This window comes from Curvibacter sp. EU05-FHT14A10 (assembly GCF_058791075.1).
This window is the reverse complement of the sequence record NZ_JBYTDE010000001.1, coordinates 506,945-533,730: the sequence shown is the minus strand read 5'-3', so window position 1 is coordinate 533,730 and position 26,786 is coordinate 506,945. Positions and strand designations below refer to the sequence as shown.

Annotated in this window: 22 protein-coding genes and 1 tRNA gene; 11 read left to right on the top strand and 12 right to left on the bottom strand. The window is 63.6% G+C overall.

Translation table 11 applies throughout. The annotated features are described in order from the left end of the window. Positions 1-2: 2 nt before the first annotated feature. Complete coding sequence (locus tag AC3WUT_RS02305) at positions 3-1,820, bottom strand: extracellular solute-binding protein (protein WP_492345437.1); 1,818 nt, start codon at positions 1,818-1,820, stop codon at positions 3-5. 108 nt (positions 1,821-1,928) lie between these two features. Between AC3WUT_RS02305 and fabI the strand changes: the two genes are divergently transcribed. Next, complete coding sequence (gene fabI, locus AC3WUT_RS02300; RefSeq protein ID WP_492345436.1) at positions 1,929-2,732, top strand: enoyl-ACP reductase FabI; 804 nt, start codon at positions 1,929-1,931, stop codon at positions 2,730-2,732. A 124-nt stretch (positions 2,733-2,856) separates the two neighbouring features. Continuing rightward, a complete protein-coding gene (locus AC3WUT_RS02295) occupies positions 2,857-3,789 on the top strand; it encodes a DNA ligase (RefSeq protein ID WP_492345435.1) in 933 nt (310 codons plus the stop codon). 95 nt (positions 3,790-3,884) lie between these two features. Here the strand turns inward: AC3WUT_RS02295 and AC3WUT_RS02290 are convergent, their stop codons facing one another. After that, positions 3,885-6,155 carry an Orn/Lys/Arg family decarboxylase gene (locus AC3WUT_RS02290; RefSeq protein ID WP_492345434.1) on the bottom strand — a complete coding sequence of 757 codons (2,271 nt, stop codon included), beginning with the start codon at positions 6,153-6,155 and terminating at the stop codon, positions 3,885-3,887. 161 nt (positions 6,156-6,316) lie between these two features. Between AC3WUT_RS02290 and AC3WUT_RS02285 the strand changes: the two genes are divergently transcribed. Further along, positions 6,317-6,742 carry an NfeD family protein gene (locus tag AC3WUT_RS02285; RefSeq protein ID WP_492345433.1) on the top strand — a complete coding sequence of 142 codons (426 nt, stop codon included), beginning with the start codon at positions 6,317-6,319 and terminating at the stop codon, positions 6,740-6,742. 52 nt (positions 6,743-6,794) lie between these two features. Further along, on the top strand, positions 6,795-7,706 hold the full coding sequence (locus tag AC3WUT_RS02280; protein ID WP_019576615.1) for an SPFH domain-containing protein: 912 nt from the start codon (positions 6,795-6,797) through the stop codon (positions 7,704-7,706). A gap of 137 nt (positions 7,707-7,843) precedes the next feature. Here the strand turns inward: AC3WUT_RS02280 and AC3WUT_RS02275 are convergent, their stop codons facing one another. From AC3WUT_RS02275 to AC3WUT_RS02265, 3 genes are all read right to left on the bottom strand, one after another. Beyond that, positions 7,844-8,371: a hypothetical protein gene (locus tag AC3WUT_RS02275; protein ID WP_492345432.1), complete on the bottom strand. Its 528-nt coding sequence runs from the start codon at positions 8,369-8,371 to the stop codon at positions 7,844-7,846. Beyond that, positions 8,368-9,489, bottom strand: coding sequence for an MGDG synthase family glycosyltransferase (locus AC3WUT_RS02270; protein ID WP_492345431.1), 1,122 nt, complete (start codon positions 9,487-9,489; stop codon positions 8,368-8,370). The genes AC3WUT_RS02275 and AC3WUT_RS02270 overlap by 4 nt, the downstream gene beginning before the upstream one ends. Positions 9,490-9,732: 243 nt before the next feature. After that, positions 9,733-10,287: a BON domain-containing protein gene (locus tag AC3WUT_RS02265; protein WP_492345430.1), complete on the bottom strand. Its 555-nt coding sequence runs from the start codon at positions 10,285-10,287 to the stop codon at positions 9,733-9,735. 233 nt (positions 10,288-10,520) lie between these two features. Here AC3WUT_RS02265 and AC3WUT_RS02260 point away from each other — a divergent pair, with 233 nt between their 5' ends. Together AC3WUT_RS02260 and AC3WUT_RS02255 are read left to right on the top strand one after the other, a co-directional pair. Further along, positions 10,521-11,276 (top strand): carbonic anhydrase, encoded by a 756-nt coding sequence (locus AC3WUT_RS02260; protein ID WP_492345429.1) that lies wholly within the window; start codon positions 10,521-10,523, stop codon positions 11,274-11,276. Between the two features lie 123 nt (positions 11,277-11,399). Continuing rightward, entirely contained in the window at positions 11,400-11,702 is a 303-nt protein-coding gene (locus AC3WUT_RS02255; RefSeq protein WP_492345428.1) for a cupin domain-containing protein, read from the top strand. Between the two features lie 44 nt (positions 11,703-11,746). Here the strand turns inward: AC3WUT_RS02255 and AC3WUT_RS02250 are convergent, their stop codons facing one another. Then, positions 11,747-12,946, bottom strand: a complete 1,200-nt coding sequence (locus tag AC3WUT_RS02250; RefSeq protein ID WP_492345427.1) for a serine hydrolase domain-containing protein — start codon at positions 12,944-12,946, stop codon at positions 11,747-11,749. Between the two features lie 114 nt (positions 12,947-13,060). Here AC3WUT_RS02250 and AC3WUT_RS02245 point away from each other — a divergent pair, with 114 nt between their 5' ends. Then, complete coding sequence (locus tag AC3WUT_RS02245) at positions 13,061-13,957, top strand: LysR family transcriptional regulator (protein ID WP_492345426.1); 897 nt, start codon at positions 13,061-13,063, stop codon at positions 13,955-13,957. A gap of 58 nt (positions 13,958-14,015) precedes the next feature. On the opposite strand, the gene AC3WUT_RS02240 is transcribed toward AC3WUT_RS02245, so the two are convergent. Continuing rightward, positions 14,016-14,810, bottom strand: a complete 795-nt coding sequence (locus tag AC3WUT_RS02240; protein WP_492345425.1) for a hypothetical protein — start codon at positions 14,808-14,810, stop codon at positions 14,016-14,018. A 228-nt stretch (positions 14,811-15,038) separates the two neighbouring features. Between AC3WUT_RS02240 and AC3WUT_RS02235 the strand changes: the two genes are divergently transcribed. Further along, positions 15,039-15,305 carry a DUF2164 domain-containing protein gene (locus AC3WUT_RS02235; RefSeq protein WP_492345424.1) on the top strand — a complete coding sequence of 89 codons (267 nt, stop codon included), beginning with the start codon at positions 15,039-15,041 and terminating at the stop codon, positions 15,303-15,305. Between the two features lie 38 nt (positions 15,306-15,343). Here AC3WUT_RS02235 and AC3WUT_RS02230 read toward each other — a convergent pair whose 3' ends face one another. Continuing rightward, on the bottom strand, positions 15,344-15,544 hold the full coding sequence (locus tag AC3WUT_RS02230) for a hypothetical protein (protein ID WP_492345423.1): 201 nt from the start codon (positions 15,542-15,544) through the stop codon (positions 15,344-15,346). A 204-nt stretch (positions 15,545-15,748) separates the two neighbouring features. On the opposite strand from AC3WUT_RS02230, the gene AC3WUT_RS02225 reads away from it, so the two are divergent. Then, positions 15,749-16,906, top strand: coding sequence for a PilT/PilU family type 4a pilus ATPase (locus AC3WUT_RS02225; protein ID WP_492345422.1), 1,158 nt, complete (start codon positions 15,749-15,751; stop codon positions 16,904-16,906). A gap of 146 nt (positions 16,907-17,052) precedes the next feature. Further along, positions 17,053-17,142 (top strand) — tRNA-Ser (locus tag AC3WUT_RS02220). Between the two features lie 116 nt (positions 17,143-17,258). Here the strand turns inward: AC3WUT_RS02220 and AC3WUT_RS02215 are convergent. Beyond that, on the bottom strand, positions 17,259-18,845 hold the full coding sequence (locus tag AC3WUT_RS02215) for an EAL domain-containing protein (protein WP_492345421.1): 1,587 nt from the start codon (positions 18,843-18,845) through the stop codon (positions 17,259-17,261). 446 nt (positions 18,846-19,291) lie between these two features. Between AC3WUT_RS02215 and ilvD the strand changes: the two genes are divergently transcribed. After that, complete coding sequence (gene ilvD, locus AC3WUT_RS02210; protein ID WP_492345420.1) at positions 19,292-21,151, top strand: dihydroxy-acid dehydratase; 1,860 nt, start codon at positions 19,292-19,294, stop codon at positions 21,149-21,151. A gap of 98 nt (positions 21,152-21,249) precedes the next feature. On the opposite strand, the gene katG is transcribed toward ilvD, so the two are convergent. The 3 genes from katG to AC3WUT_RS02195 form a co-directional block, all read right to left on the bottom strand. Beyond that, the gene (gene katG, locus AC3WUT_RS02205) at positions 21,250-23,424 is read right to left on the bottom strand and encodes a catalase/peroxidase HPI (protein ID WP_492345419.1); all 2,175 of its coding nucleotides are present in this window, start codon (positions 23,422-23,424) and stop codon (positions 21,250-21,252) included. Between the two features lie 410 nt (positions 23,425-23,834). Then, the gene (locus AC3WUT_RS02200; protein ID WP_492345418.1) at positions 23,835-26,018 is read right to left on the bottom strand and encodes a putative bifunctional diguanylate cyclase/phosphodiesterase; all 2,184 of its coding nucleotides are present in this window, start codon (positions 26,016-26,018) and stop codon (positions 23,835-23,837) included. After that, positions 26,015-26,779 carry an oxygen-binding di-iron domain-containing protein gene (locus AC3WUT_RS02195; protein ID WP_492345417.1) on the bottom strand — a complete coding sequence of 255 codons (765 nt, stop codon included), beginning with the start codon at positions 26,777-26,779 and terminating at the stop codon, positions 26,015-26,017. The genes AC3WUT_RS02200 and AC3WUT_RS02195 overlap by 4 nt, the downstream gene beginning before the upstream one ends. Between the last annotated feature and the right edge of the window lie 7 nt (positions 26,780-26,786).

Below are 26,786 nucleotides of genomic sequence, written 5' to 3'. Positions count from 1 at the left end.
GATCAGGGCTGTCGGGCCGGCGCGGGCCGGGCCCACCAGGTGTCGATCACCCACTCTTCGCCCGGGGCGTAGGGGGGCATGGTGGCGGGCCCCTGCAGGCGCCAGGCATCAAACACCAGCCGGTGGGTGACGGCGGTGTACTGCGGAATCAGGTAGTGGCCGTGCATGATGACCCGATCCAGCGCACGGCAGGCCGAATGCAACGCGGCCTCGGTCTTGGCCGCCGTCATGCGGGCGATGAGGGCATCCACTGCCGGGCTCTTGACGCCCGCCATGTTGCCCGAATCCTCGGTGTCGGCGGCCTTGCTGCCAAACAGGTCGGCGTACTCCTGGCCCGGCGTGTGGGTGCCGGGCACGGCCAGGGTGATCAGGTCGAAATCAAATTTCTGGATGCGCTGCAGGTACAGCGCAAAGTCGACCGAGCGGAAATTGAGCTTGATGCCCAGCTTCTCGAGATTGCGCCCCCACGAGGCAAAAGTGGCCATCTTGCCTTCGCTGCTGTCCAGGTACTCCAGCACCAGGGGCTCGCCCCGCGCATTGCGCAAGGCGCCATCGCGGTAGTGCCAGCCCGCCTCGGCCAGCAGCGCCTGGGCCAGGCGCAGGTTGCCGCGCAGCGACTGATCGCCATCGGTGCGCGGCGGCTGAGCCATGGGGCCGAACACGGCCTCGGGCACCTGGCCACGCCAGGGCTCCAGCAGGGCCAGCTCATCGGGGCCGGGGCTGCCGGAAGCGGCGCAGGCCGTGTTGCCGAACAAACCCGTCACGCGCTGGTAGCTGCCGTAGAACAGCTGCCGGTTCATCCATTCGAAATCGAGCGCCAGCCCCAGGGCCTGACGCACCCGGAGGTCGTCCAGCGGCTTGCGCCGGGTGTTGAGGAAAAAGCTCTGGAAACCCGAGGGCAGCTGGTGCTTGAATTCACGCTTGACCAGCTCGCCGGAATCGAATCGCTTGCCATTGACGCGGCGCGCCCAGTCGCCCGCCGAATAGAAACGCATCAGGTCGAACTCGCCCGCCTTCAAGGCCTCCAGCTTGGCCGTGTTGTCCTTGTAGATCTTGACCGTGATGCGGTCAAAGTTGTCGCTGCCACGCTTGACGTTGAGATCGCGCGCCCAGTATTGGGGGTCGCGCACATAGGTGATGTCTTTGCCGAAACGCACCGGCCCGACGCGGTAGGGGCCGCTGCCGATGGGGACCTCGGTCACCACCTCACTGAAGCGCTTGCCGGCCCCCCATTGGTGGCTGAACACGGGCAGACCACCCACGGTCAGGGGCAGCTCTCGGTTGGGCTTTTTGAAACGGTAGCGCACGGTGCGATCATCCAGCACGTCCAGGCCCGCCACGTCTTCGAGTGTGGTCTTGTAGGCGGGCGAGGTGTCCGGTCCCATCAGCATGTCGTAGCTGTACTTCACATCACGGGCCAGCACCGGGTCGCCGTTGTGAAAGCGGGCCTCGGGCCGCAGCCGGAAAGTGGCGCTCAGCCCATCGGGGGCCACCGTCACATCATCGGCCAGCAAGCCATAGCCCGAGCCCACCTCGTCCATCGCGCCGGTGAGCAAGGTGTCGAACATCAACGCCCCCAGGTAGGCCGGGGCCGACCCCTTGAGCGTGAAGGGGTTGTACTTGTCGAAGGTGGAGGCGCGGCTGTTGCTGACCAGACGCAATTCGCCGCCCTTGGGCGCCTGCGGGTTGACGTAGTCGAAATGCGCGAAACCCGCCGGGTATTTGGGCTGCCCCCACAGGGCGTAGGCCGGGGCAGCCCCGACTGGGGAAGCGCTCAACGCCGAAGCGGCAAGCAGGAGGCAAAAGCTCAAAGCACGCATGAGACAATTCTGCCCTAGTCCGGCAGTCGCTTGAGGCAAGCAAGCCTGCGGCCCGGCCCCTGAACCCTGCCCGGCGCCAACGTCCGGGCCCTGATCTGGAGAACAAGAATGGGATTTCTCACCGGCAAGAAACTGCTGATCACCGGCGTTCTGTCCAACCGCTCGATTGCCTACGGCATCGCCAAGGCCTGCCATGCGCAAGGCGCCGAGCTGGCGTTCAGCTATGTGGGCGAGCGCTTCAAGGACCGCATCACCGAATTTGCCGCCGATTTCGGCTCGAACCTGGTGTTTGACTGCGATGTGGCCGACGACGCCCAGATCGAGAAGCTGTTTGCCGACCTGTCCACCCACTGGCCGAAGTTTGACGGTTTTGTGCACGCCATCGGCTTCGCCCCGCGCGAGGCGATTGCGGGCGACTTTCTCGATGGTCTGAGCCGCGAAGCCTTCCGCATCGCGCACGACATCAGCGCCTACAGCTTCCCGGCCATGGCCAAGGCGGCCCTGCCCTACCTGAACGACAAGTCGTCGGTGCTGACCCTGAGCTACCTGGGCGCCCTGCGCACGGTGCCCAACTACAACACCATGGGCCTGGCCAAGGCCAGTCTTGAAGCGTCGGTGCGCTACCTGGCCGAGTCGCTGGGCAGCCAGAACCGGGGCCTGCGTGCCAACGGCATCTCGGCCGGACCGATCAAGACCCTGGCCGCCAGCGGCATCAAGGGCTTTGGCAAGATCCTGTCGGTTGTGGCCGAAAACTCGCCGATTCGCCGCAACGTGACCATCGACGACGTGGGCAACGTGGCCGCCTTCTTGCTGAGCGATCTGGCTGCCGGCGTGAGCGCCGAAATCACCTATGTGGACGGTGGTTTCAGCCAGGTGGTCGGCGGCATTGCCGAACCCGCCGTGGCCGGCTGAGCACCACAATCTCAGGCGGCCCCAGCGCCGCCCTGCCGCGCCCGGGCAGAAGCCCACCGCGCCCGTGCCTGACGGCACCGGTGCGGTGCCGATCGACCTTGATCCCTTCGCACCGGACGCTGCCATGCCCTCTGCCTCTCCCATCTCGCGCCCCCAAGGCGCCTCCACGGCTTCGCGCCATCCAGCACGGCGCCAAACTTTGCTGGCGCTCGCAGCCCTGGGTTCGATGGCGCCACATGCCCGGGCCCTGAGCCCTCAACCCGCTCCCGGGCCCCTCATGAAGGCTGGCCGCTACCAGGCTGGCCAGCCGGTGGACGGTTTTCTGGTCAGCGAAAAACTCGACGGTGTGAGGGCGCGCTGGGACGGCCAACAACTCTGGACCCGCAGCGGCCACCGGATCACACCACCGGACGACTTCACCGCAGGCTGGCCCGCACTGCCTCTGGATGGCGAGCTGTGGGCCGGCCGGGGCCAGTTTCTGCGCGCCGTGGCCGCGGTACGTGAGGGTGCCGGCAGCGAAGCCTGGACCGGCCTGCGCCTGATGGTGTTTGACACCCCCGACCCGGTGCGGCCCTTTGGCGGCCCGGAGGGTCGCCTGGCCTTGCTGCAGGCGGCGCTGAGCGCATCGCACGCACCGGCCCCCACGGGCCTGCAGGCCCTGCCCCAGCACCCCGTGACATCGACGGCCGACCTGCAATCCTGGTTGGACGAGGTGGTGACCGCCGGTGGCGAGGGGCTGATGCTGCACCGCGCCAGCAACCTCTACCGATCAGGGCGCTCCAACGACCTGCTGAAATTCAAGCCCTTTCTGGACGCCGAGGCCCGCGTGGTGCAGATCCTGCCCGGCAAGGGCCAGTGGCAGGGCCTGGCCGGGGCCTTGCTGGTGCAGACCACCGACGGGCATCGCCTGCGGTTGGGCAGCGGCCTGTCCGAGGCCCATCGCCGCGCGCCACCGCCCGTGGGCAGCTGGGTCAGCTTCCGCTACCAAGGCCTGCACCCCGGTGGCATGCCACGCTTTGCCAGCTTTTTGCGAGTGATCCCCGACATCGACCTTTGACGCGCCGGCACCGGCCGACAAAAAGGCCCCGCCTCCTGTTTGGAGGGCGGGGCCTTTGTTCATGTGCCGCAGGCCTGCGGCTCAGCGGACCGGTCTCAAGCGCCTTGTTTGACGCAATCGGCAAAGTAACGCATGTGACCGTCTGCGTCTTCTTCCTCGACCAGGCCGTGGATGTCGGTCTCGAAGCCCGGGCACTGAGCGTTGAACTCGCGCGAGAACTTGAGGTAGTCGACGATCTTCTTGTTGAACACTTCGCCCGGGATCAACAAGGGGATGCCCGGCGGGTAAGGTGTGACCAGGCTGGTGGTGATGCGGCCTTCGAGGTGGTCGATCTCCACGCGCTCGGTCTTGCGCTGGGCGATGTAGGCATAGGCGTCCGACGGCTTCATGGCCGGGGTCAGGTCGCTGAGGTACATCTCGGTGGTCAGGCGCGCGATGTCGTACTTGGCGTACAGCTCGTGCACGTGCTGGCACAGGTCACGCAGACCCATGCGCTCGTAGCGGCGGTTCTTTTGGCAGAACTCGGGCAGGATGCGCCACATCGGCTGGTTCTTCTCGTAGTCGTCCTTGAACTGCTGCAGCGCGGTCAGCAGCGAATTCCAGCGGCCCTTGGTGATGCCGATGGTGAACATGATGAAGAAGCTGTACAGGCCCGTCTTCTCGACGATCACCCCGTGCTCGGCCAGGAACTTGGTGACGATGCTGGCCGGGATGCCGGTCTTGGCGAACTTGCCGTTCAGATCCAGGCCGGGGGTGACGATGGTCGACTTGATGGGGTCGAGCATGTTGAAGCCGTCGGCCAGCTTGCCGAAGCCGTGCCACTTGGTGGACTTGGCGTCGGCCTTGATGATCCAGTCGGTGGCGCGGCCGATGCCGTCGTCCACCAGCTTGTCGGGGCCCCAGACCTTGAACCACCAGTCCTTGCCGTACTCATCGTCCACCTTGCGCATGGCGCGGCGGAAATCGAGTGCCTCGGCAATGCTTTCTTCCACCAGCGCGGTGCCGCCGGGCGGCTCCATCATGGCGGCGGCCACATCGCAGCTGGCGATGATGCTGTACTGAGGGCTGGTGCTGGTGTGCATCAGGTAGGCCTCGTTGAACAGGTGGCGGTCCAGCTTGGTGTTCTGCGAATCCTGCACCAGCACATGGCTGGCCTGGCTGATGCCGGCCAGCAGCTTGTGGATGGACTGGGTGGCGTACACCACGCTCTCCTTCGGGCGCGCGCGCTTCTTGCCCATGGCGTGGTAGGGGCCGTAGAAGGGATGGAAGGCCGCGTGCGGCAGCCAGGCTTCGTCAAAGTGCAGGTTCTCGACATAGCCGTCGAGCATGCCCTTGATGGTCTCGGTGTTGTACAGCACGCCGTCGTAGGTCGACTGGGTGATGGTCAGGATGCGCGGCTTGACCTTTTTGGCATCCACCCCCTTGAGCAAGGGGTTGGCCTTGATCTTGGCCTGGATGGACTCGTGGGTGAACTCGCTTTGCGGGATCGGGCCAATGATGCCGAAGTGGTTGCGCGTCGGCTTCAGGAACACGGGGATGGCCCCGGTCATGATGATCGAGTGCAGGATGGATTTGTGGCAGTTGCGGTCCACCACCACCACGTCGCCGGGCGCCACGGTGTGGTGCCACACCATCTTGTTGCTGGTGCTGGTGCCATTGGTGACAAAGAAGCAGTGGTCGGCATTGAAGATGCGGGCCGCATTGCGCTCGCTCTCGCCGATGGCGCCGTTGTGGTCCAGCAACTGGCCCAATTCTTCCACCGCATTGCACACGTCGGCGCGCAGCATGTTCTCGCCAAAGAACTGGTGGAACATCTGGCCCACCGGGCTTTTCAGGAAGGCCACGCCACCCGAATGCCCCGGGCAGTGCCAGGAGTAGGAGCCATCTTCGGCATAGTCGAGCAGGGCCTTGAAAAACGGCGGCTGCACGCCTTCCAGGTAGCTCTTGGCCTCGCGGATGATGTGGCGCGCCACGAATTCGGGGGTGTCCTCGAACATGTGGATGAAGCCATGCAACTCACGCAGGATGTCGTTGGGCAGGTGGCGTGAGGTCTTGGTTTCACCATAGATGTAGATCGGCACATCCAGGTTCTTGCGCCGCACCTCATCGATGAAGCTGCGCAAATTGACGACGGCCGGGTCCAGGTCGGGGCCCGGCGTGAACTCTTCATCGTCGATCGACAGGATGAACGCGCTGGCCCGGCTTTGCTGCTGGGCGAACTGGCTCAGGTCCCCATAGCTGGTCACCCCCAGCACCTCGAACCCTTCAGACTCGATCGCCTGTGCCAGCGCACGGATGCCCAGGCCCGAGGTGTTTTCAGAGCGGAAGTCCTCATCGATGATGACAATGGGGAAGCGAAATTTCATGCAGACCTCCGGAAGCGGGAGTGGGGCTAAAAAGGGCGTGGATCACGGAAACAGGCGCGAAGTGTAAGGAATATTGGGGGCGCCCTTTTGACACCCCCTGTTTTTCACCCAGAATGTGGTGTCAGCAAGACATCATCATGGCTGGCCTGGGAGAAGAAATCATGACCCCGATCACCCTGTGGTGGATTCTGGCCGGAGCGGCCGTCGTTGCCGAGCTGTTGACGGGCACGCTCTACCTCCTGCTGCTGGCCGCCGGACTGGCCACCGGCGCCTTGGCCGCCTGGCTGGGTGTCGGCACCACCAGCCAGTTGCTGCTGGCTTCGGCCGTGGCGGGCGCGTTGATGCTCGCCTGGCACCTGTGGCGCCGCCAGCACCCCAAGGACCGCCCCGCCAGCCAGAACCCCGACGTGAACCTGGACCTGGGCCAGACCGTGCAGGTGGCGCACTGGCAGGCCGACGGCAGCGCCACCACCCAATACCGCGGCGCACAATGGGCCGTGCAATTGCAGGCTGGCCAAAGCGCCCGCCCCGGGCCGCAGCGCATCGTCGAAGTGCTGGGCAGCCGACTGATCGTTGCCCCCATCTGAAACGCTCCCTCCCGTTCCACTTCAGCCCTCCTCCACCAGCCCAGGGAACCCCATGGAATTCGCCCTCGTCATCGCCGTCATCGTGGCCATCTTCATCGCCCGCTCCATCAAGATCGTGCCCCAGCAGCACGCCTGGGTGGTTGAGCGCCTGGGGCGCTACCACAGCACCCTCACGCCCGGCCCCAAGCTGCTGATCCCCTTCGTGGACAACGTGGCCTACCGCCACAGCCTCAAAGAGATTCCGCTCGATGTGCCCAGCCAGATCTGCATCACCCGCGACAACACCCAGCTGCAGGTCGATGGCATCCTGTACTTTCAGGTCACCGACCCGATGCGGGCCAGCTACGGCTCATCAAACTACATCATGGCGGTCACGCAACTGGCCCAGACCTCACTGCGCAGCGTGATCGGCAAGCTGGAGCTCGACAAGACCTTTGAGGAGCGCAACATCATCAATGCCCAGGTGGTCGCCGCCATTGATGAGGCCGCCCTGAACTGGGGGGTGAAGGTGCTGCGCTACGAGATCAAGGACCTGACTCCGCCCAAGGAGATCCTGCACGCCATGCAGGCCCAGATCACGGCCGAACGCGAAAAGCGGGCCCTGATCGCCGCCTCGGAAGGCCGCCGGCAAGAGCAGATCAACATCGCCACCGGCGAACGCGAGGCCTTCATTGCGCGCTCGGAGGGCGAAAAACAGGCCGCCATCAACAAGGCCCAGGGCGAGGCCGCCTCCATCACGGCGGTGGCCGACGCCACCGCGCAAGCCATCGAACGCATTGCCACCGCCATCCGCCAGCCCGGCGGTGAACAGGCCGTGCAGCTGAAGGTGGCCGAACGGGCCGTGGACGCCTACAGCCGCGTGGCCACCGACGCCACCACCACGCTGATCGTGCCCAGCCACATGGGTGAACTGGCCAGCCTGATCGGTTCAGCCATGGCCCTGGTCAAGCAGAACAAGGGCTGAGACGGCCCAGACCATCGATGACAAAGGCAGGGTTTTCCCCGCGAGCACTGGACAAAGCTGTGGACAAGCCGTGCCCTTGGGCTTGAAAGCACACGCAAGTCATTGATTTGACTTGACTTGCCTTGCACTGCCTGTTTTCAAGGCAGTGGTGTGACAGGCAGTGCTTTTGGGGCACCGATGGCCTTGAACGAGAGCCAGAACAACACAATGGCCACGGCCGAGAAGGTCCAGTAGTCGGTCGGGGCCCACCACCACCAGTGCTTTTGCCAGGGTACGTTCTGCGGATCGAAGCGGGTCAGCCCGAAATCGGGGTTGAACACAAACCACAGAAAATCTTCCATCACCCAGAACTGCATGATGCAGGCCAGCGCCCGGGCCTGAAGACGCCATGACCAGGTCTGCACAAAGGCCAGCGGAAAATGGAACATCAGCACCATGAAGGAGAAGATCCAGGCGTGGTAGCCCGTCATGGCCCGACCGCCCCAGAAGATGTCGAGCAGCCAATGCTGCTCGATGCGCCAAGTGGGCAAGGCCGCCGCCCAGCCTGCCCCGCCTTCGATCTGGATCTCGACCTGGGCAAAAAAGAAGGCCAGCACGGCCACCCAGGCGATGGTGAGCCAGGGCCGCTCGGTGGCCTGCCCCTGCAGGCGGGGCTGCGCGCTCACGACAGCACCCTGGCCAGCACCCGCTGCGCCGCGTCGGGGCGGCCCAACGCGCGACTGCGCTCGCGCATGGCGGCCAGCAGCGACGGTTGATCGAGCAGGCGCCGCACACGGTATTCCAGCGTCACCCCATCGAAGGCCTTGAGCGCCACGCCCTGCTCCAGCAGGTAGTCGGCATTGCGCTCCTCCTGGCCCGGAATCGGCGAATTGACGATCATCGGCAGCCCCATGGCCATGCACTCAGAGGTGGTCAAGCCACCGGGTTTGGTGATCACCAGATCCGCGCAGGCCATCAAGCGCTCGACCACGCCGGTGAAACCTTGCGGAAAAAGCCGACCCGGGTGTTGCTGGGCCAGGCCCTGCAGGCTGGCCAGGGCCTGCAGATTGCGGCCGGCCAGCACCACCAGCTGAAAGCGCTGCTCCAGGCGCATCAGTCGCTGGGCAATGGTCTCCAGGCTGCCCACGCCGGCCCCACCGCCCATCAGCAGCAAGGTGGTCTGGCTGGGGTCCAGCCCAAACTCTGCCGCACACACGGCACGACTGAGCGGCTGCCCAAAGGCCGGCATGATGGGGATGCCCGTCACCTCGATGTTGCGCGCCAAAATGCCCTGGGCCTGCATGCGAAAAGCCACTTCGTCATTGGCGGCAAAGTAACCCGCCATGCCTTCATGCACCCACAGGCGGTGCAAATCGAAATCGGTCACCTGCACCCACACCGGGCAGGCAAGCTCACCCAGGTGGATCTGGCGCGCCAGCATCTCGGCCGGCAGAAAGTGGGTGCAAATGATGGCGTCGGGCTGAAGGGCCCGGATCTGACGGCGCAAGGCCCGCGCATTCATGCGCTCCAGGGCGCGGCGCAGGCGCTCCAGGGAGCTGTCGGCCTTGGCCTCATGGGTGTGGTTGTACAGGTAGCCCCACAGCGTGGGCGCCTTGTCGACCAGCTTGACGTAGAAATCGGTGTAGACCTTGCGAAAGCCCGCCGTCACAAAGTCCATCGCGTCCAGGTGCACCACTTCGGCCACCTCGGCATGCTGCAGCGCACAGGCCCGGATGGCCTCCGCGGCCCGCACATGGCCCATGCCGGCCGACACGCTCATGATCAGGAGTTTCTTGGCTGGCATGGAAGGCCGGGGTTCAGGTAGGGGGACATGGCAATGGCACGAAAATGACACAAAGGCATTTCGACGAAACGGTCGATCCTGGAGCCTAGGGCCCGCACATGACAACAGCATTTCCCCAGGCAATCGCTTGAGGGGCACCACAGGTCTCCAGGCGGCAGCCCTTGATGGCGTCACGGCGGGCCTCGATCCGGCACTCGGTCGAGGCGAGGGCCGACCGCCCAGTGCTCTGCAGGGCAAGGCGCATCAGGGTGACGGCCCAGCCACCGGATAGGGTACTGGCGCGCCTGCCCCAACCCGCCATTGGCCGACAACGGCCTCCACATCGTCAATGCCCTGGATGGCCTGCTCCAACGCCCTGCCCTGCGCCTCTGAACTCACACAACCGAACACAAACACCCAGCGACGTTGGCCCAGAACCCAGAGGCTGGTCCCCCAAAACCGATCATCTTGCTGAATGAACTGGCGCACCCTGGGAATGATCTCGGCGTCGTAAAGGTAGGCATTGGGCAGTCGACAGCGGCCAGAACGGTAGCAACTGGTGCCGCGTTCGGCACGCCAATGAGCCGAATCGCGGGCCTGTGCCGGTGTTTCAACAGGCACGGCCGGTATCGGGCATCCGGCGATGGCCTGGCTGACCTGCAACATCGGGTCATCGGCGTGCCGCGTTGGCTGAGCCGCCGCAGACCCTGCTCCCAAGACCGCGGCCAGCCACAGGCCATGCGCACCGAGAAAGCAGGCCACACCCAGCATGGGCTTGCGGCAAGCCAGCACAAGCCTTGGCAAAAAGCGAACGCCCATGTTTTCTCCTGCTCTGCTCAGGACCGAGGCCCGCCCCGCGACAGGCGGGCGGGTGCAGCCCCGCTGAAAAAACGGGCCTTTTGAATCGTCTCGGCGACCCCGGATGTTCGACATCACACCAGCCTCGCTTTTGATTGTCCAAATTTGAACCAACCAAGAGTAACATCCACTTACATTTAACCCACTCGTACGCGCATCCCTGAGACCTGCGCCAGCCGAGAAGGAGCCCTCACATGATCCGCCGCCCCACCCTTCAGACACTGTCTGCGAGCATGCTCGCCCTGGCAGCCATCGCAGCCCAAGCCGCCGATACAGCCCCCCACTGGGGCTACGCAGGCCACCATGGGGCCGCGCACTGGGCCGAGATGGACCCCGCATTTGAAAGCTGCGCCAAGGGCTTGCGCCAAAGTCCGATCGACATCAGCACCACGGTCAAGGAGACACTGCCCGCACTCGATTTTCAGTACGGCAGCGCATCCCCGACGCTGGTGAACAACGGCCACACGGTGCAGGTGAACCTGCCCACCGGCAGCAAGCTGAGCGTGGGTGACAAGACCTACGAATTGCTGCAGTTCCATTTCCACACCCCCAGCGAAGAGACCTTGAAGGGACGCCATACCGCGATGGTGGCCCATTTTGTGCACAAAAGCGCTGCCGGCGAACTCGGCGTGGTCGGCGTGCTGATACAGCCTGGCGTGCCCAACAAAGCCTTCGAGCCCGTGTTTGCCCACCTGCCGCGCCCCGGGGAAAAGATCACCGTCGAGGGGCTGGAAATCAAACTGGCTGACCTGCTGCCAGCCAAGCAGGGTTACTACGCCTTTGAGGGCTCGCTGACCACGCCACCTTGCTCGGAAGGGGTCAATTGGATGGTGCTCAAGCAACCCATTACGCTGGCACCGGCGCAGATCAAGGCCTTCCGCCGCCTGTTCCCGGCCAACGCCCGGCCCGTGCAACCCTTGCAGGGACGGGTGGTGCACGAGAGCCTCTGAGCTCAAGGCCCTGGCCCCGAACGGGTGCGCAATCCGGTACAAGACCGCCAGGCCTTGGGCCCCTATGCTTGCCATCGGCCTGGCGCACGGTGCGCGGGGCCAGACCGGAGCCTCATTGCACCCATGCCTTCTTTGGACCTGTACCCACTAGCTGCCCAGCTTGAACCAGCCTGGTGCTCCCACATCATTGCGCGCCTGGGCCACAGCCAGATCAAGATCCTGCGCATGGATGGCCGGACCGTCGAAGAAGAAACCCACCCCTATGACGAGGCCTTCTTGGTGCTGGAAGGCCAGCTTCTGCTGACGATTGAAGGGCAGGCCGTCCGCGTCCAGGCCGGTGAGCTCTACACCGTGACCGCGGGCGTTGCGCATGCGGTGGCCAGCGGTAGCTGGGGTTCCTTGCTCATCGTCGATCCGCCAGGCTAAGCCACAAAGGCCTGAGCGGCCAAGCGAAAGCGGGCCCCCCAGATTCAGGACAAGGCGTGCAACAAGGCCTGAACCAAGGCCGAGGTCTCTGCCACACAGGCCGGGTCGATCGGCTCGGCCCAGGCGCTGTGCAGCACCAGCACCATGCGTGAAGCCGGATGGATGTAGATCTGTTGGCCAAAAATACCCAGTGCCGCGAACAGGGCGGCACTGCGCTGCCCCGGCGCGGGCGGTGGATCGGCAAAGGTCCACCATTGATAGCCGTAGCCCCGGGGGGCATAGCGGGGTATCTGCCCGGGTTGAAGGTGGCGGTGACGGACCACGTCAGTCGAATCGGCCACCCAATCCAGCGGCAAGATGCGACGGCCATCGACCACACCCTGGTTCAGGATGAACTGCCCAAAGCGCCCGAAATCGCGCAATGTGGCGTTCAAGCCGCTGCCAGCAAATTCCAGCCCCTCTTCGGCATCGAGTTGCCACAGCGCATCGCACTCCATCCCCAGCGGGGCCCAAAGCTTGTCAGACAGGTAGTCGCTGAGCGGGCGAGCAATGGCGGCAGAAAGTATCTCGCCCACCAGATAGGTTTCACCGGTGCTGTAGTTGAAGCGCGTGCCCGGTTCCGCCACCTGCGGCAGGTGGGCCATGAACGCCAGCACCCCCCCTTTCTGATCAGCGGCCTGGACGGCCAGCATGCGCCGACGCTCGGACTGGGGGTCGAGGTAGTCCTCATTCCAGCCCACGCCGGAGCTCATCTGCAGCACCTGGCGGATGCTGACCTGCTCGTAGGCCGAGCCCTTGAGAGAACGCACATAGTCCGTCACGGGCTGGTCCAGGCTTTGGATCAAGCCCTCGTGCAGCGCGATCCCCAGCAACACTGAAGAAATCGATTTGGCCACGGAAAAAGAGGGCCATCGGGCTTGGGCATGGTGCCCCCCCGCATAGCGCTCCAGCCGAACCTGGCCGTCCTGGAGCAGCAACAGCCCCGTGGTGCGATTGCGTTGCATGAAATCGTCGATGCCCAGTGCCTGTTCGCCAACGCGGTACTGGAGCGAAAGCCCTGGCCCCGACGGCAGAGGCCGCACCCCGGGACCGCGACAGACCCGACGGGTTGGGTAGACCTGCTCCATCTGCCGGTAACTGTTGAGCTGGACCTCTGCGGGCCAGGTCATCATGTCTTCGAAGCGGCCTATCGGCAGAGGCTCGCCGGGGCGCGGAGAGCCGCATTGATCAGAAGAAGTGGGCATGGATGTCTCGGGCAGCAAGTGACAAAGACCTGATCATCCTGTGCCGAGTTCAGTGATTCAAGCGCAAAATAATCATCCAATTTTTGCAATTTCCTCATACAACGACCTTCAAGCATGGAAAGCCGCAAGTTGCAGCACTTTCTGGCAGTGTGCGAGCATGGCTCGATGCAGCGGGCCGCCGAGCATTGCCACCTCACCCAGTCAGCCCTGAGCCGGAGCCTGGCAGCACTGGCCCAGGAATTGGGCGTGCCCCTGTTCGATGGTGGCAAACGTCGGCTGCAGCCCAGCCGCTTCGGCCTGGCCCTGCAGCAAAGGGCCCAGCGCCTGCTGGATGAGGAGCGTGAACTCAAACGCGAATTGGCCCTGATGAACGCAGGGCAGGCCGGCGACTGCGCGATCGGGTTCAGCCCGACCCCGGCCGAACTGGGCATGGCCCCCTGCCTGGGCTGGCTGGCCGACCAGGCGCCGCAGGTGCACGCCCGCATGGTCATCGGCAGGACAGACGCCTTGCTCAACGATCTGCGCCGCCATGTCCTGGACCTGGCGGTGGTGGACGCCAGCGCCATTCACGACAAAGAGGGCCTCAGCATCGAGCTTTTGCGACCCCTGACTGGTGGTTTCGTTTGCCGGGCCGCCCATCCTCTGAGCGCCCTGCCCCAGCCTGGCCTGGCCGATTTGCGCCCCTACGCCGTGGCCTGCTCCCCCTTGAGTGAAGCCTTTGACCGGGAGATCGGCCAGATCCTCGGCAAGCCGCTGCACTCGGGTGACTTGCTGAGCCTGCAGGGCGACAACTACCAGGCCCTCAAGAGCGCAACCCTGGCCTCCAACATGGTGCTGCTGGTGGCGCATGCCGTGGTGCGGGCCGAACTGGACGATGGGCGCCTGATCGCTCTGCCCGCCACCGGTCTGCCGACACCGGACGGTCGCTATGCCCTGGTACGGACCACCAGCCGGGTCCAATTGCCGGTGATGGCCCCTTTGTGCGACCTGCTGCGACAACGACTGGCCTGAGGTTCAGCGAATTCGCAGGCACGGCGGCCCGACTCAACCCCAAGCACCCACCCGGACATCAAATGGGTACGCCGAGAATCAACTTGATGACCGTTCTGTCGCTGTTGGCCAACGCAGAGCCATAGGAACGCCCTAACCCCAGGTCGACATCCCACCCACCCAGGTTGAAGTCGGCCACCACAAAATTGCTGGTAGTGTGGGGCGACGCCACTGCCGCATTCCGATGCAGCAGGCCCAGGGTGTCGTATCGCTCGACTCCCAGGCGCAAGTCGCCGTGCTCCTCGTCCGTGAACTGATAGCTGAGCTTGTAGTCCAACTCGGTCGACGAGGACTGCTGCGGGTGACTTCTGAAAGAGCCGTTGAGGTTGAAATTGCCCCCCGCCAGCCAGCGCCCCTGGCGGTAGGTTTCAATGAACTTCAGTTGGGTTGAACTTTCATCGGCATCAAAACGCTGGGCCAGATGCCCCACCTCCCAGTTGACGGCGAAATACCAAGGCGAATCCGCCGAAGGCGCACTGGGCCGCCACTTGATTCTGACCTTGGCCCCATCGGTGACGGGGTGCCCCTGCGAGACGGCCGGGGCCCCTGAACTCAGAACATACAGACCCGCCTCCCAGTGGGCGTTGATGCCATAGCTGAGTTCAGGCGTGAGTCGCCACTGGCGAAAGGTGGGCGAGCCGGGCTGGGCCGAGGGCACGAAGTTGGTGTGCAGATCCAAGCCGAACTGACCCGGCTCGGCAAATTCATCGAGGTAGACCTGAATCTCCTCCGGGGCCGCTTGACACAGCCCGGTGCTCAACGCAGCCGCTGTGACCAACACCCATTTCGCCAGCGTAGGCAGTTGCAGGCGCATTCGGCAGGGCCCTCCATCACAAAGAAAACAGAAACCATCCGGCACAGGCCAACCCCATGCGACAACGGGTTAGCCAGCGCGCCAGGCAGCATGCCTCAAACGGAAAATCCGAGAGGACTGCTGGGATTCCGCGCCCGATTTTCGGCCTGGGCAAGCGGCCCCATCAGGAAACCACCCCTCACGCAAAGTAGGAGTCCATCCGTATTCAAACGCCGCCAGGCAGCCCACATGCCCCTAGAACTCCAGCGCGAAGCACGCCAACAGGCCGTCACCTCCATCGAGCGTTACTTTCAGGTCCACCACGAAGAGCGCATCGGCAACATCGCTGCGGGCGCTCTACTGGGATTTTTTCTCGAAGAGATCGGCCCCTTGATCTACAACCAGGCCGTGAGCGATGTGCAAGAGCGTTTGCAGCACCGGGTCAGTGAGATCGACCTGGAGGTGCATGAAGAGCCCTTTGCGTATTGGCAGAAGTTCGATCGTCAACGAAAATAATGATCAGGCCGCAGCGGCCTTGGCTTTCACCACCCTTTTTACAGCAAGCCCATGGTGACCAAGCTACAGGCCCCGGCAAAAGAGATCCAGTAGCCCGACGAAGCCTTGTCACCGGTGGTCTCGATCAACCAGGTCGAGATCAGGGGCGTGAAGCCACCATAGATAGCCATGGCCAGGCTGTACGCCAACAAAAACCCCACCGTGAGCACAAGGGCCGGCATCACTTCCGGCAAGGCCACCGTGGCTTTCAATACCGAATTGAACGCCAACAGACAGAGCAAGCACTCGGGAAGAACCCCCTGTTGGCCTGACTGGGCGGCCCGGCCTATGATTTGCCACCGACGGCCCCTGTCCGCGTACGCCGGTGCGTTTATTGCTTCCCGTCGACGGTGGCCAATGCCCTCAGAGCAGCCACCACCAACGTTCAGGGAGAACCCAACATCATGAGCACTGTTGCCGACAGCCCAAGCACACCAGGTCACCCTTCGCTGACCTACCTGCACACCTTGCTGCGTACCATGGTTCAGGCCGGCGGCACCGACCTCTTCATCTCGGCCGACTTTCCACCGTCCATGAAGGTCAATGGCGAGTTGCAGCCTTTGCAATCCATCAAATTGCAGGGTGAGCACACCCTGCAACTGGCCGCAGCGCTGATGGACGCAGGACACCGGCAGGATTTTGAGCAGGATTTGGAAGCCAACTTCGCCATGTCCTTGCCCGGCGTGGCTCGCTTTCGGGTCAATGTGTTCCGCCAACAGCGCCAGGTCGGCATGGTGATCCGCACCATCCCGAACGAAGTGCCCGAGATCGAGGCACTGGGCCTGCCAGACATCTTCAAGACCCTATCGCTGGCATCGCGTGGCCTGGTTCTGTTGGTGGGGGCAGCCGGCTCGGGCAAGTCGACCTCTTTGGCGGCCATGCTCCATCACCGCAATCGCCACACCAAAAGCCATATCGTGACGGTGGAAGACCCGGTAGAGTATGTCCACAGTTCGATCTCCAGCCTGGTCACGCACCGGGAGATTGGCATCGACACCCACTCCTGGCATCACGCACTCAAGAACGCGCTGCGGCAGGCGCCGGATGTGATCCTGATCGGCGAGATTCGCGACACGGAGACCATGGAACAGGCCTTGTCGTTTGCGGAGACCGGGCATTTGTGCATGGCCACCCTGCATGCGACCAGCGCCAGCCGCAGCTTTGATCGCATCCTGAATTTCTTTCCGGAAGAACGCCGGCAGCAGATTCTGATGGACCTGTCGATGAACCTCAACGCCATCATCTCCCAGCGCCTAGTGCCCCACGCAAAAGGGCAAGGCCGCCAGGCCGCAATCGAGATACTGCTCAACACCCCGACCCTGGCCGAGAAAATCTACCGCGGAGAGTTTCACGACATCAAGGCCGTGATGAGCAAATCGCGCAATGTGGGCATGCAGACGCTCGATGACGCGATTTTTGATCTGCATGAACTGGGGCAGATCAACTACACCGATGCACTTCGGTATGCCGACAGCGAGAATGAAATGCGCCTGGCCATCAAGCTGCGCAGCCGGCGGCCGCCGCCGGCCGGTTCCATGACATCGCCGACGATCAGCCTGTGAGCCAGGTCCCCAAATAGCAGCCTTCGCGATTTCCAGAACGGCCAGGCACGCAGGGCTGGCCCCGCGGCACTGAGCCAGAAAAATTCGGCCTTCCTCCTCCATCAAGCCAAAGCCCTCCGTTTTTCCTGCTATAGTTGAGGGCTTCCGGAGAGGTGGATGAGCGGTTTAAGTCGCACGCCTGGAAAGCGTGTGTGGGTTAATCCCCACCGCGGGTTCGAATCCCGCCCTCTCCGCCAAATACAGCCCCAAGTGATTTGCGTCACTTGGGGTTTTTTGTTGCCCGACACCCTTTCACCAGGGCACGGATGGGGCCCTGATCAGCCCATTCATGAGCCCACGCAAGCGACGGTCGTCAGGGCTGGAGAGTTCGCTGCCCAACGGCCGACTTCTCTGCCACTTGGAGTTCAGGCAGTCCATGGGACAGGCGGGTCAACCAGTCTGAAATTTCCTCGGCGGGCATGGCTTTGGCAAACAGGTAGCCCTGCAGCTTGTGCAGTCCGATGCCACGCACCACGGCCAGTTCCTCCTGGGTTTCGATGCCCTCGGCGGTCACCTCCAGGTCGAAATCCTGCGCGATGGCCAACACATGGCTCAGCAAGCGCTGACGCCGCGGATCGAGCAACAGGTTTCGCACAAAAAGACGGTCGCACTTGATGCCCCGGATGGGCAGCTCGGCCAACATGGCCAGCGATGAATACCCGGCACCAAAATCATCCATGACCACGGCAATGCCCACCCGCGCCATGGCACGCATGGCCTCCAGCATGGGAGCACCGCTGGCAATGATGGCGTGCTCGGTCAACTCCAGGGTCAATTGTCCGGTCTCGACACCGTGAGCCGCCAAGACCTGTACCAGCCAATGCTCAAACCCTGGCTCCATCAGTGTGGTCGGCGACAGGTTCACCGAAACCCGCAGACCCAGCTGGCCGTCATCCCCCCAGCGCGCCATCTGACCGATGGCCTGCTCCAGGATCAGGCGATCCACCAGCGTGGTCTTGCCCTGCAACTCGCACACCAGCAAAAACACCTCGGGGTTGAGTCGGCCCAGCACCGGATGCTGCAGACGCAGCAGGGCCTCGAAGGCCGGCGGCTGGCCCGCCTTCAACTGCACGATGGGTTGAAAATGCAAGTTCAGGCGCTGCTTGGTGAGCAACTCTGCCAAGTGGTCTGCGATCAGCGCCATCTGAACGTCGTGCTGCGGGTTGGTCACCGGTGTTGCCACTCGCATCATTGACAGGCCTTGCCGCAAGCGCAATTGCAGCCGCTGATCCAAACGCAGGTTGCCCATGTGCTCCAGCACCACGACCAGGGCAAACACCGCCACCACCGCGATAGCGCCAGCCGACCTGCCCACCGGGTCCGTCAATGGCGACGGAGGAAAGGCGTTGATCAGCAGGCAATGCAGAGCCAGGATGGTCAGGCCACCCAGCACCACGTCGGGCCAGCGCCGCATGGCGTGGCTCTGGATCAACAAACGCCGCTTCGCCGCACGGTGACGGATGGACAGGACAGTCGTCAGGCAAATGGCGACCGCGATGGACGCCAGCAGGGACCCTGCATCGATGTGCGCCAGGCTGGCGCCATAGCCCATGGCCAGCACGAAGTGCCCCGTGAGCATGCCCAGGGCCATCACCACACCCGCCACCACGGTGCGCTTGCGGCTGACGCTGGTGCTGAGCTCAGGCAGCGTGATGCGGGCACTGACCATCATCACCAGCAAGGCCAGCAGCCCCTCATTCAGGTTGGGCGCCCTGCCGCCCAGGTGCTGGTACATGAAGAAACCACCGATGTCCAGCGCCCAGACGATACAGCCGATGATCAGCGCAGCGTGCGAGGCACTCAGGCGCCGATTGCCGGGGTCGACCGACCATGCTGCGTGCTCCACCAGCCGATTGCTGACCTGCACCACCAGAATCGCGAAGGCCACAAATAACAGCATGGACAGTGGCGAAGGGAAACTTGCCGCTCGGGGCACCACAAACCCCGCCACTCCGTACATATATTCATTGACAATCATCAACCCCGCCCCACTCCAACGCAGCACATTTGTCGCCAGAATCGGCAATTAGAAGCTCGCGCAGCCCCGAAAATGACTCAAGTCAAAAATTTGACACCGACGAACGCCATTTTGTTGCCAGATTGATACAGATCGTCGAATCATCGGCCCATCGAGCGAGCCGGTGCAGTGGGCTGACCCACCGGCACGGCCGACGCCGCGCCCATTGCCTGGACCGGAACCCACCGGGGCGGCCCCTGCCCCAAGCCTCAGACCCGCACGACAACAAGGCTTGCTCCGCCAGACGATAATCAGGGGCTTCGGCGCTCACCGCCTGTGCGGCACGCTGTTCGACACCAACGATCTGGAACGACCCCAAGGACCTCCTCATGCCAGCTTACCGCTCCAAGACCTCCACTTCCGGCCGCAACATGGCGGGCGCTCGCTCTCTGTGGCGCGCCACCGGCATGAAGGACGACGACTTCAGCAAGCCCATCATTGCGATTGCCAACTCGTTCACCCAGTTCGTCCCGGGTCACGTTCACCTCAAGGACATGGGCCAACTGGTGGCGCGTGAAATCGAGGCCGCTGGCGGCGTCGCCAAGGAGTTCAACACCATTGCGGTGGATGACGGCATTGCCATGGGCCATGACGGCATGTTGTATTCGCTGCCCAGCCGCGACATCATTGCCGACTCGGTCGAGTACATGGTCAACGCCCACACAGCCGATGCGCTGGTGTGCATCTCCAACTGCGACAAGATCACGCCCGGCATGCTCATGGCCGCCATGCGCCTGAACATCCCGGTCGTCTTCGTGTCGGGTGGCCCGATGGAAGCCGGCAAGGTGCGCCTGGCCAACCCGGTGACCCAGACCATCGAATTCAAGAAGCTCGACCTGATTGACGCCATGGTGATGGCCGCCGACAGCAAGGTCAGCGATGCCGACGTGGCCGAGGTCGAGCGTTCAGCCTGCCCCACCTGCGGTTCGTGCTCGGGCATGTTCACCGCCAACTCGATGAACTGCCTGACCGAAGCCCTGGGCCTGAGCCTGCCGGGCAACGGCACCGTGGTGGCCACCCATGCCGACCGCGAGCAGCTCTTCAAGCGTGCGGGCCACCTGATCGTGGACCTGGCCAAGCGCTATTACGAAGGCGATGACGAGACCGTGCTGCCGCGCTCGGTGGGTTTCAAGGCATTTGAGAACGCCATGACCCTGGACATCGCCATGGGCGGCTCCACCAACACCATCCTGCACCTGCTGGCCATTGCGCAAGAGGCCGGCATCGACTTCACCATGACCGACATCGATCGCCTGTCGCGCGTGGTGCCTCAGTTGTGCAAGGTGGCGCCCAACACCAACAAATACCACATCGAAGACGTGCACCGTGCCGGCGGCATCATGGCCATCCTCGGAGAACTGGCGCGCGCCGGCAAGCTGCACACCGACGTGCCCACCGTGCACAGCAAGACCTTGGGCGACGCCCTGGCCCATTGGGACATCGTCACCGCCACCGACGAGGCCGTGCGCACGTTCTACATGGCTGGCCCGGCCGGCATCCCCACCCAGGTGGCTTTCAGCCAGGCCACCCGTTGGCCCAGCCTGGACACTGACCGTGCCGAGGGCTGCATCCGCTCGTACGAAAACGCCTTCTCCAAGGAAGGCGGCCTGGCCGTGCTGCGCGGCAACATCGCCTTGGACGGCTGCGTGGTCAAGACCGCGGGCGTGGATGACAGCCTGCTGGTGTTCGAGGGCCCGGCTCATGTGGTCGAAAGCCAGGACGAAGCGGTTGAGCACATCCTCAACGACGAAGTCAAGGCCGGCGACGTGGTGATCGTGCGCTACGAAGGCCCCAAGGGGGGCCCGGGCATGCAAGAGATGCTCTACCCCACCAGCTATATCAAGTCCAAGGGCCTGGGCAAAGCCTGTGCCCTGCTGACTGACGGCCGCTTCTCGGGGGGCACGTCCGGCCTGTCGATCGGCCACTGCTCACCCGAAGCCGCTGCGGGCGGCACCATTGGCCTGGTTCGCCATGGCGACCGCATCCGGATCGACATTCCCAACCGCACGATCGATGTGCTGGTGAGCGACGAAGAACTGGCCGTGCGCCGCGCCGAGCAAGATGCCAAGGGCTGGAAGCCCGTCAAGCCGCGCCCCCGCAAGGTGTCGGCGGCCCTCAAGGCCTATGCCCTGCTGGCCACCTCGGCTGACAAGGGTGCCGTGCGCGACCTCTCGCTGCTCGGCGACTGAACGCCAGCGCCCCCAAGCTCTGAGCTCTGAGCTCTGAACGAGAAAAGCCCCGAAAGGGGCTTTTCTCATGGTGGCCCCGTTCGGGGCCGGTGGGGGGCTCAGGCCAGGTCGAAACGGTCCGCGTTCATGACCTTGGTCCAGGCGGCCACGAAGTCCTTCACAAACTTGTCACGGCCATCGTCCTGGGCATAGACCTCGGCGTAGGCGCGCAGCACCGAGTTCGAGCCGAACACCAGGTCCACCCGGGTGGCCGTCCAGCGCACGGCACCCGACTGGCGATCACGGATCTCGTACAGGTTGCTGCCGGCCGGCTTCCAGGTGTAGGCCATGTCGGTCAGGTTGACGAAGAAGTCGGTGCTCAGAGTGCCCACGCGGTCGGTGAACACGCCATGTGCGCTGCCGCCGTGATTGGTGCCCAGCACACGCAGCCCGCCGATCAGAGCCGTCATTTCCGGAGCCGTCAGGCGCATCAGTTGGGCACGGTCCAGCAGCAGCTCTTCAGCGCTGACCACGTAGTCCTTCTTGAGCCAGTTGCGGAAGCCATCGGCCACCGGCTCCAGCACGTCGAAAGACGCCGCGTCGGTCTGCTCTGCCGTGGCATCGCCGCGACCGGGTGCAAACGGCACGGTGAGGTCAAACCCGGCTGCCTTGGCAGCCGCTTCCACCCCCACATTGCCGGCCAGCACGATCACGTCGGCCACGCTGACGCCGAATTTCGCGGCGATGGGCTCCAGCAGCGACAGCACACGGGCCAGGCGGGTTGGCTCATTGCCTTCCCAGTCCTTTTGCGGGGCCAGGCGGATGCGGGCCCCATTGGCACCGCCGCGCTTGTCCGAGCCACGGAAAGTACGGGCGCTGTCCCAGGCCGTGCTGACCAAGTCAGCCGTGCTCAGACCTGTCGCCGCAATGGCGGCCTTGACGGCGGCCACGTCGTAGTCACTGCGACCGGCCGGCACCGGGTCTTGCCAGATCAGGTCTTCCTGCGGCACATCGGGGCCGATGTAGCGGGCCTTGGGGCCCAGATCGCGGTGGGTCAGCTTGAACCAGGCCCGGGCGAACACTTCCGAGAAGTACGCCGGATCCTTGTAGAAACGCTCCGAGATCGCGCGGTAGGCCGGGTCCATCTTCATGGCCATGTCGGCGTCGGTCATGATCAGGCGGGTGTGGCCACTGGCGCCTTCCACATCGCTCGGGCGGTGCTCGTCCTTGAGGTTGATGGGCTCCCACTGCCAGGCCCCGGCCGGGCTCTTCTTGAGTTCCCAGTCGTAGTTCAAGAGGGTTTCAAAATAGCCGTTGTCCCATTGGGTCGGGTGCGGTGTCCAGGCGCCTTCAATGCCGCTGGTCACGGTATCGCGGCCAATGCCTCGACCGCTGTGGTTGATCCAGCCCAGACCTTGCTCGTTCAGATCAGCACCTTCGGGGGCCGGGCCCAGCTTGGCAGCGTCGCCGTTGCCGTGGGCCTTGCCCACGGTGTGGCCGCCGGCGGTCAAGGCCACGGTCTCTTCATCGTCCATGGCCATGCGGGCAAAGGTCACACGCACGTCGTGGGCGGTCTTGAGTGGGTCGGGCTTGCCGTCCACGCCTTCCGGGTTCACATAGATCAGGCCCATCATGACCGCAGCCAGGGGGTTCTCCAGATCGCGCTCGCCGGAATAACGGCTGTTGGGGCCGCCGCTCGGGGCCAGCCATTCCTTTTCTGAACCCCAGTAGATGTCCTTCTCGGGTGCCCAGATGTCTTCACGGCCGAAGGCAAAGCCAAAGGTCTTGAGGCCCATCGATTCGTAGGCCATGTTGCCAGCCAGGATCATCAGGTCGGCCCAGCTCAGCTGATTGCCATACTTGCGTTTGATCGGCCACAACAGGCGGCGGGCCTTGTCGAGGTTGCCGTTGTCAGGCCAGGAGTTCAAGGGGGCGAAGCGCTGGTTGCCCGTGCCTGCACCGCCACGGCCGTCGGCAATGCGGTAGGTGCCAGCCGAGTGCCAGGCCATGCGGATCATCAGGCCGCCATAGTGGCCCCAGTCGGCCGGCCACCAGGGCTGGCTGTCGGTCATCAAGGCCTTCAGGTCGCGCTTGAGGGCTTCGACATCCAGCTTGCTCACTGCCTCACGGTAGCTGAAGCCGTCGCCCAAGGGCTGGGTCTTGCTGTCGTGCTGGTGCAGGATGTCCAGATTCAGGGCCTTGGGCCACCAATCGGCATTGGTCTTGCTGACCGAGGTCATTCCACCGTGCATGACCGGGCATTTGCCGACGGCATTGGCGTTGCTGTTTTCCATTGCGAGTTCCTTTGTAGAAAAGATGACGGTCCGGATCGACCTGACTCGATGCGATGGCCCTGGCATGCCAAAAGAGGCGGGGCCAAGCTGCGTCTTGTTGATCACTATCCAGCGGTCTCCATTCTGAAGCCCTGGCCGCTTAAAACCACAAAAATATCACTCCAAAATCATTATCATCACAATAGAAAAATACAAACAACTTTGATTTTTGATAGTTTTGTGCGCCATTCAGTCATCGGCACCGACCGCTCGGTGTCTATCGTGCCTCGCGATGGCGCAGGTGTGTGCGCTTTGAGAAGCAAACGGTCGCACCATCCGACGAAAGGAAGCCTTGCCCTCACCTCGCCCTTTGCAGGCGAACGCGCGCCAGCCGCACTCGCTCGCCGGCCTTCGACCCGGGCCAGGGTGCCTCAGGCCTCGCTGCTGAGACGCGGAGAGGCCGTCAGCGGCATGTCCCGGGTGGGCAGGCTGATGCGGTAGCCCTGGGCGTAATTGATGCCCATCTCACGCAGCGCCTGCAGGATGTCGTCGCTCTCGACAAACTCGGCCACGGTCAGGATGCCGATGTCCTGGCACAGACGCGACAGGTTATGGACCAGGGCATAGTCGATCTTCGAGTTGAGGATATTGCGCACAAAGGCGCCATCGATCTTCACGTACTCGAACTTCAACTCGCGCAGGTAATGGAACGAGTTGTAGCCGCTGCCAAAATCGTCCAGCGCAAAGGCAAAGCCCCGGCTGCGCAACTGGGTGAGAAAGGTGCGCATATTGGTCATGTCACCAATCGCATCGCGCTCCAGGATCTCAAACACGATGCACTGGGGCGGGATGCCCAGCGCATTGCACAGGTCTTCCGCATAGGCCAGCACGCCGCGCCCCTGGATTTCCTGTGCCGACAGGTTCAGGAACACCTTGATGTCGGGCGCGCCGCTGAGCATGCGCTGGCGTTGGGCCTCCAGGGCTTTTCGGATCACGATGCGGTCCAGCTCGCGGCCCATGCCGTATTTCTCGATGGTCTCGATGAACTGCCCGGCCACCACGATGTCGCCATTGGGCTCGACCATCCGAGCCAGGGTCTCGCAAGCAAAGAGCTCGCCGCTGTGGCAGTCCACGATGCTGTGGAAGTACGGCACGATGCGCTCCTGATGCAACGCCACGCGCAGGCGCTCGGCATAGTCACGGGTCTGCCGGCCCGCGTGGGCCTTGCCCTTGAGCGATTCCAGCGTGCAGGCGCCGTCCTTGCCCATCTCCTTGGCCCGGTACATGGCCTGATCGGCACCGGCCAGGATATCGGCCTCATTGCCGGCGTCACCAGGGTACACCGCGATGCCAATCGACACGGTCAGGTGAAAGTGCTTGCCATCGGGCGCGGTGAAGCTGCGTTCGCGCAAAGCCTGCCCCAGCAGGTTGGCCACGGTGCTGGCCCCGCTGCGGCCCGTCTCCATCAACAGCACGGTGAACTCGTCGCCACCGATGCGCGCTGCCACATCCCCCTTGCGGATCTGGGTGCGCAGGATTTCGGCCACACCGCGCAAGGCCTCGTCACCCACCTGGTGACCATAGGAGTCGTTGATGTCCTTGAAATCGTCCAGGTCCAGCATGAGCAGCGAAAACTCGTGCCCGTGACGCTCCGAACGGCCAAATTCGTACTCCAGCACGTTGCTGAACTGGCGCCGGTTGTACAAGCCCGTCAGCGGGTCGTGCATGGCGTAGTACTCCAGCTCGGACAGCGTTCGCGACAACAGTTTGCTGGAGCCCACCACCATCACCATCACCGACAGGATGGAGCGCACCACGCTCTCTTCCTGCGACGTCAGCTCGTTGCTGCCCACGTAGGCCACGCCCAGCAGGCCGGCCAGCCGCGGAGTGTGCTCGGGCACGGTCACGGTGATCATGCGGATGTCATCCGCTGCCGCATTTTGCTCGGGCACGGGAATCTCGAACTCGTCGATCTCCAGCAGGGTGTCGGCCGGCAGGTTCAGCCCGGTCAACATCTGGCGCGACAGCATCTCGCGCGCGCTCTTCTTCATGTCTTCCGGGTAGTCACCCAGGTAGTACAGGAACAGCGACAGGCCGTGCTCCTCGGCAAATGCGATGTAGAAGAAGTTGAACGGGAAGATGGCATGGAAATCGGCCAGGATCTCCTGCACAAACGCCTTCCACTGGGCCACATGCTCGTGCGAGAGGATGATGCGCTCCAGCACCCGGCTCTGGCGCTCGAAAAGGTCTTTCTCGATCAGCGTCGAGGCCAGATCGGTCACCGTCTGATTGAACTCCAGCAAGGTGGTCTTGGCATGCTCGGCGTTGCGGCTCCACTGGCGCTGGCGTTCGCCCAACAGCAGCGCCATGGTCTGCTCCAGGCTGCGGTAGGTGTCGATCACGTGGCGCAGGCGCAGCGCCAGGTTGTGCGGCATGGCCTCTTGCGACAAGGCCTCCAGCTCAGCCATCACCTCACTCTGCACCTGGCGAACCAGGGCCCCCAGGTTGCTGGCGAAGGCCCGGCTGCGCGTCTGGCTCTCCAGCAGGGACGCCATGCGGTCCATCACCCGCTGGCGCAAGGCCTCCAGATGGTTGGTGAAGATGGGGGCACTCATCGAACGAATCGCCCGCCGCTTTGCAGCAGATCGATGCCGCATTGCAATTCGCCCAGCCAGGCCAGAAACTGCCCCACCGCGGCCCCACGGTAAACCGGCCCATGTTGGGGCGCGATCATCTCGATGTCCAGGTGCGCGATCGTCTCCAGCCAGCAACGGATGGCCCGGTTCGATCCCATGTAGCGGCGGTGAAAGCCTTCGATGTAGGGCAGGTGCCCAGCCAGATCATCCACAAAGGCCGTGTCCTGCTCCGGCGGCAACATGGCCGCCCCAATGTCGCCTGAGAACAGCACCTTGGCCACCGGGTCGTACACATTGATCTGCCCCTCGGAGTGCAGAAAATGCGCCGGCACCACCTCCAGATCAAACCCAGGGGCCACGTTGCAGTGCATGCCCTCGTCGGGAACCCCGACAAAATGGGACATGTCCTTGAGCCCGTAATGCGGCAAAAAACGCATCCAGATGCTCGACACATAAACCGGCGCGTCCAGCAACTCTAGCCAGGTCGACAGGCCCCCGACAATGTCCGGATCCTGATGGGAGAGAAAAACACCTTTGATGCCGGCAGGCTGCACATAGCGCAGCATTTCAGCCAGCACCCGGGGCATCACGCCAAAACCACCGGGATCCAGCAGCACACCCTGCCCCTCATGAACCACCAGATATTGGTTGGACCTGATCCCATCCTCCTCGCCCGGTTCACTCTCATTCAACAAAATGAATTGATGCTGGTCTGATTCATGGAGCTTGATATTGCGCATAACCTTC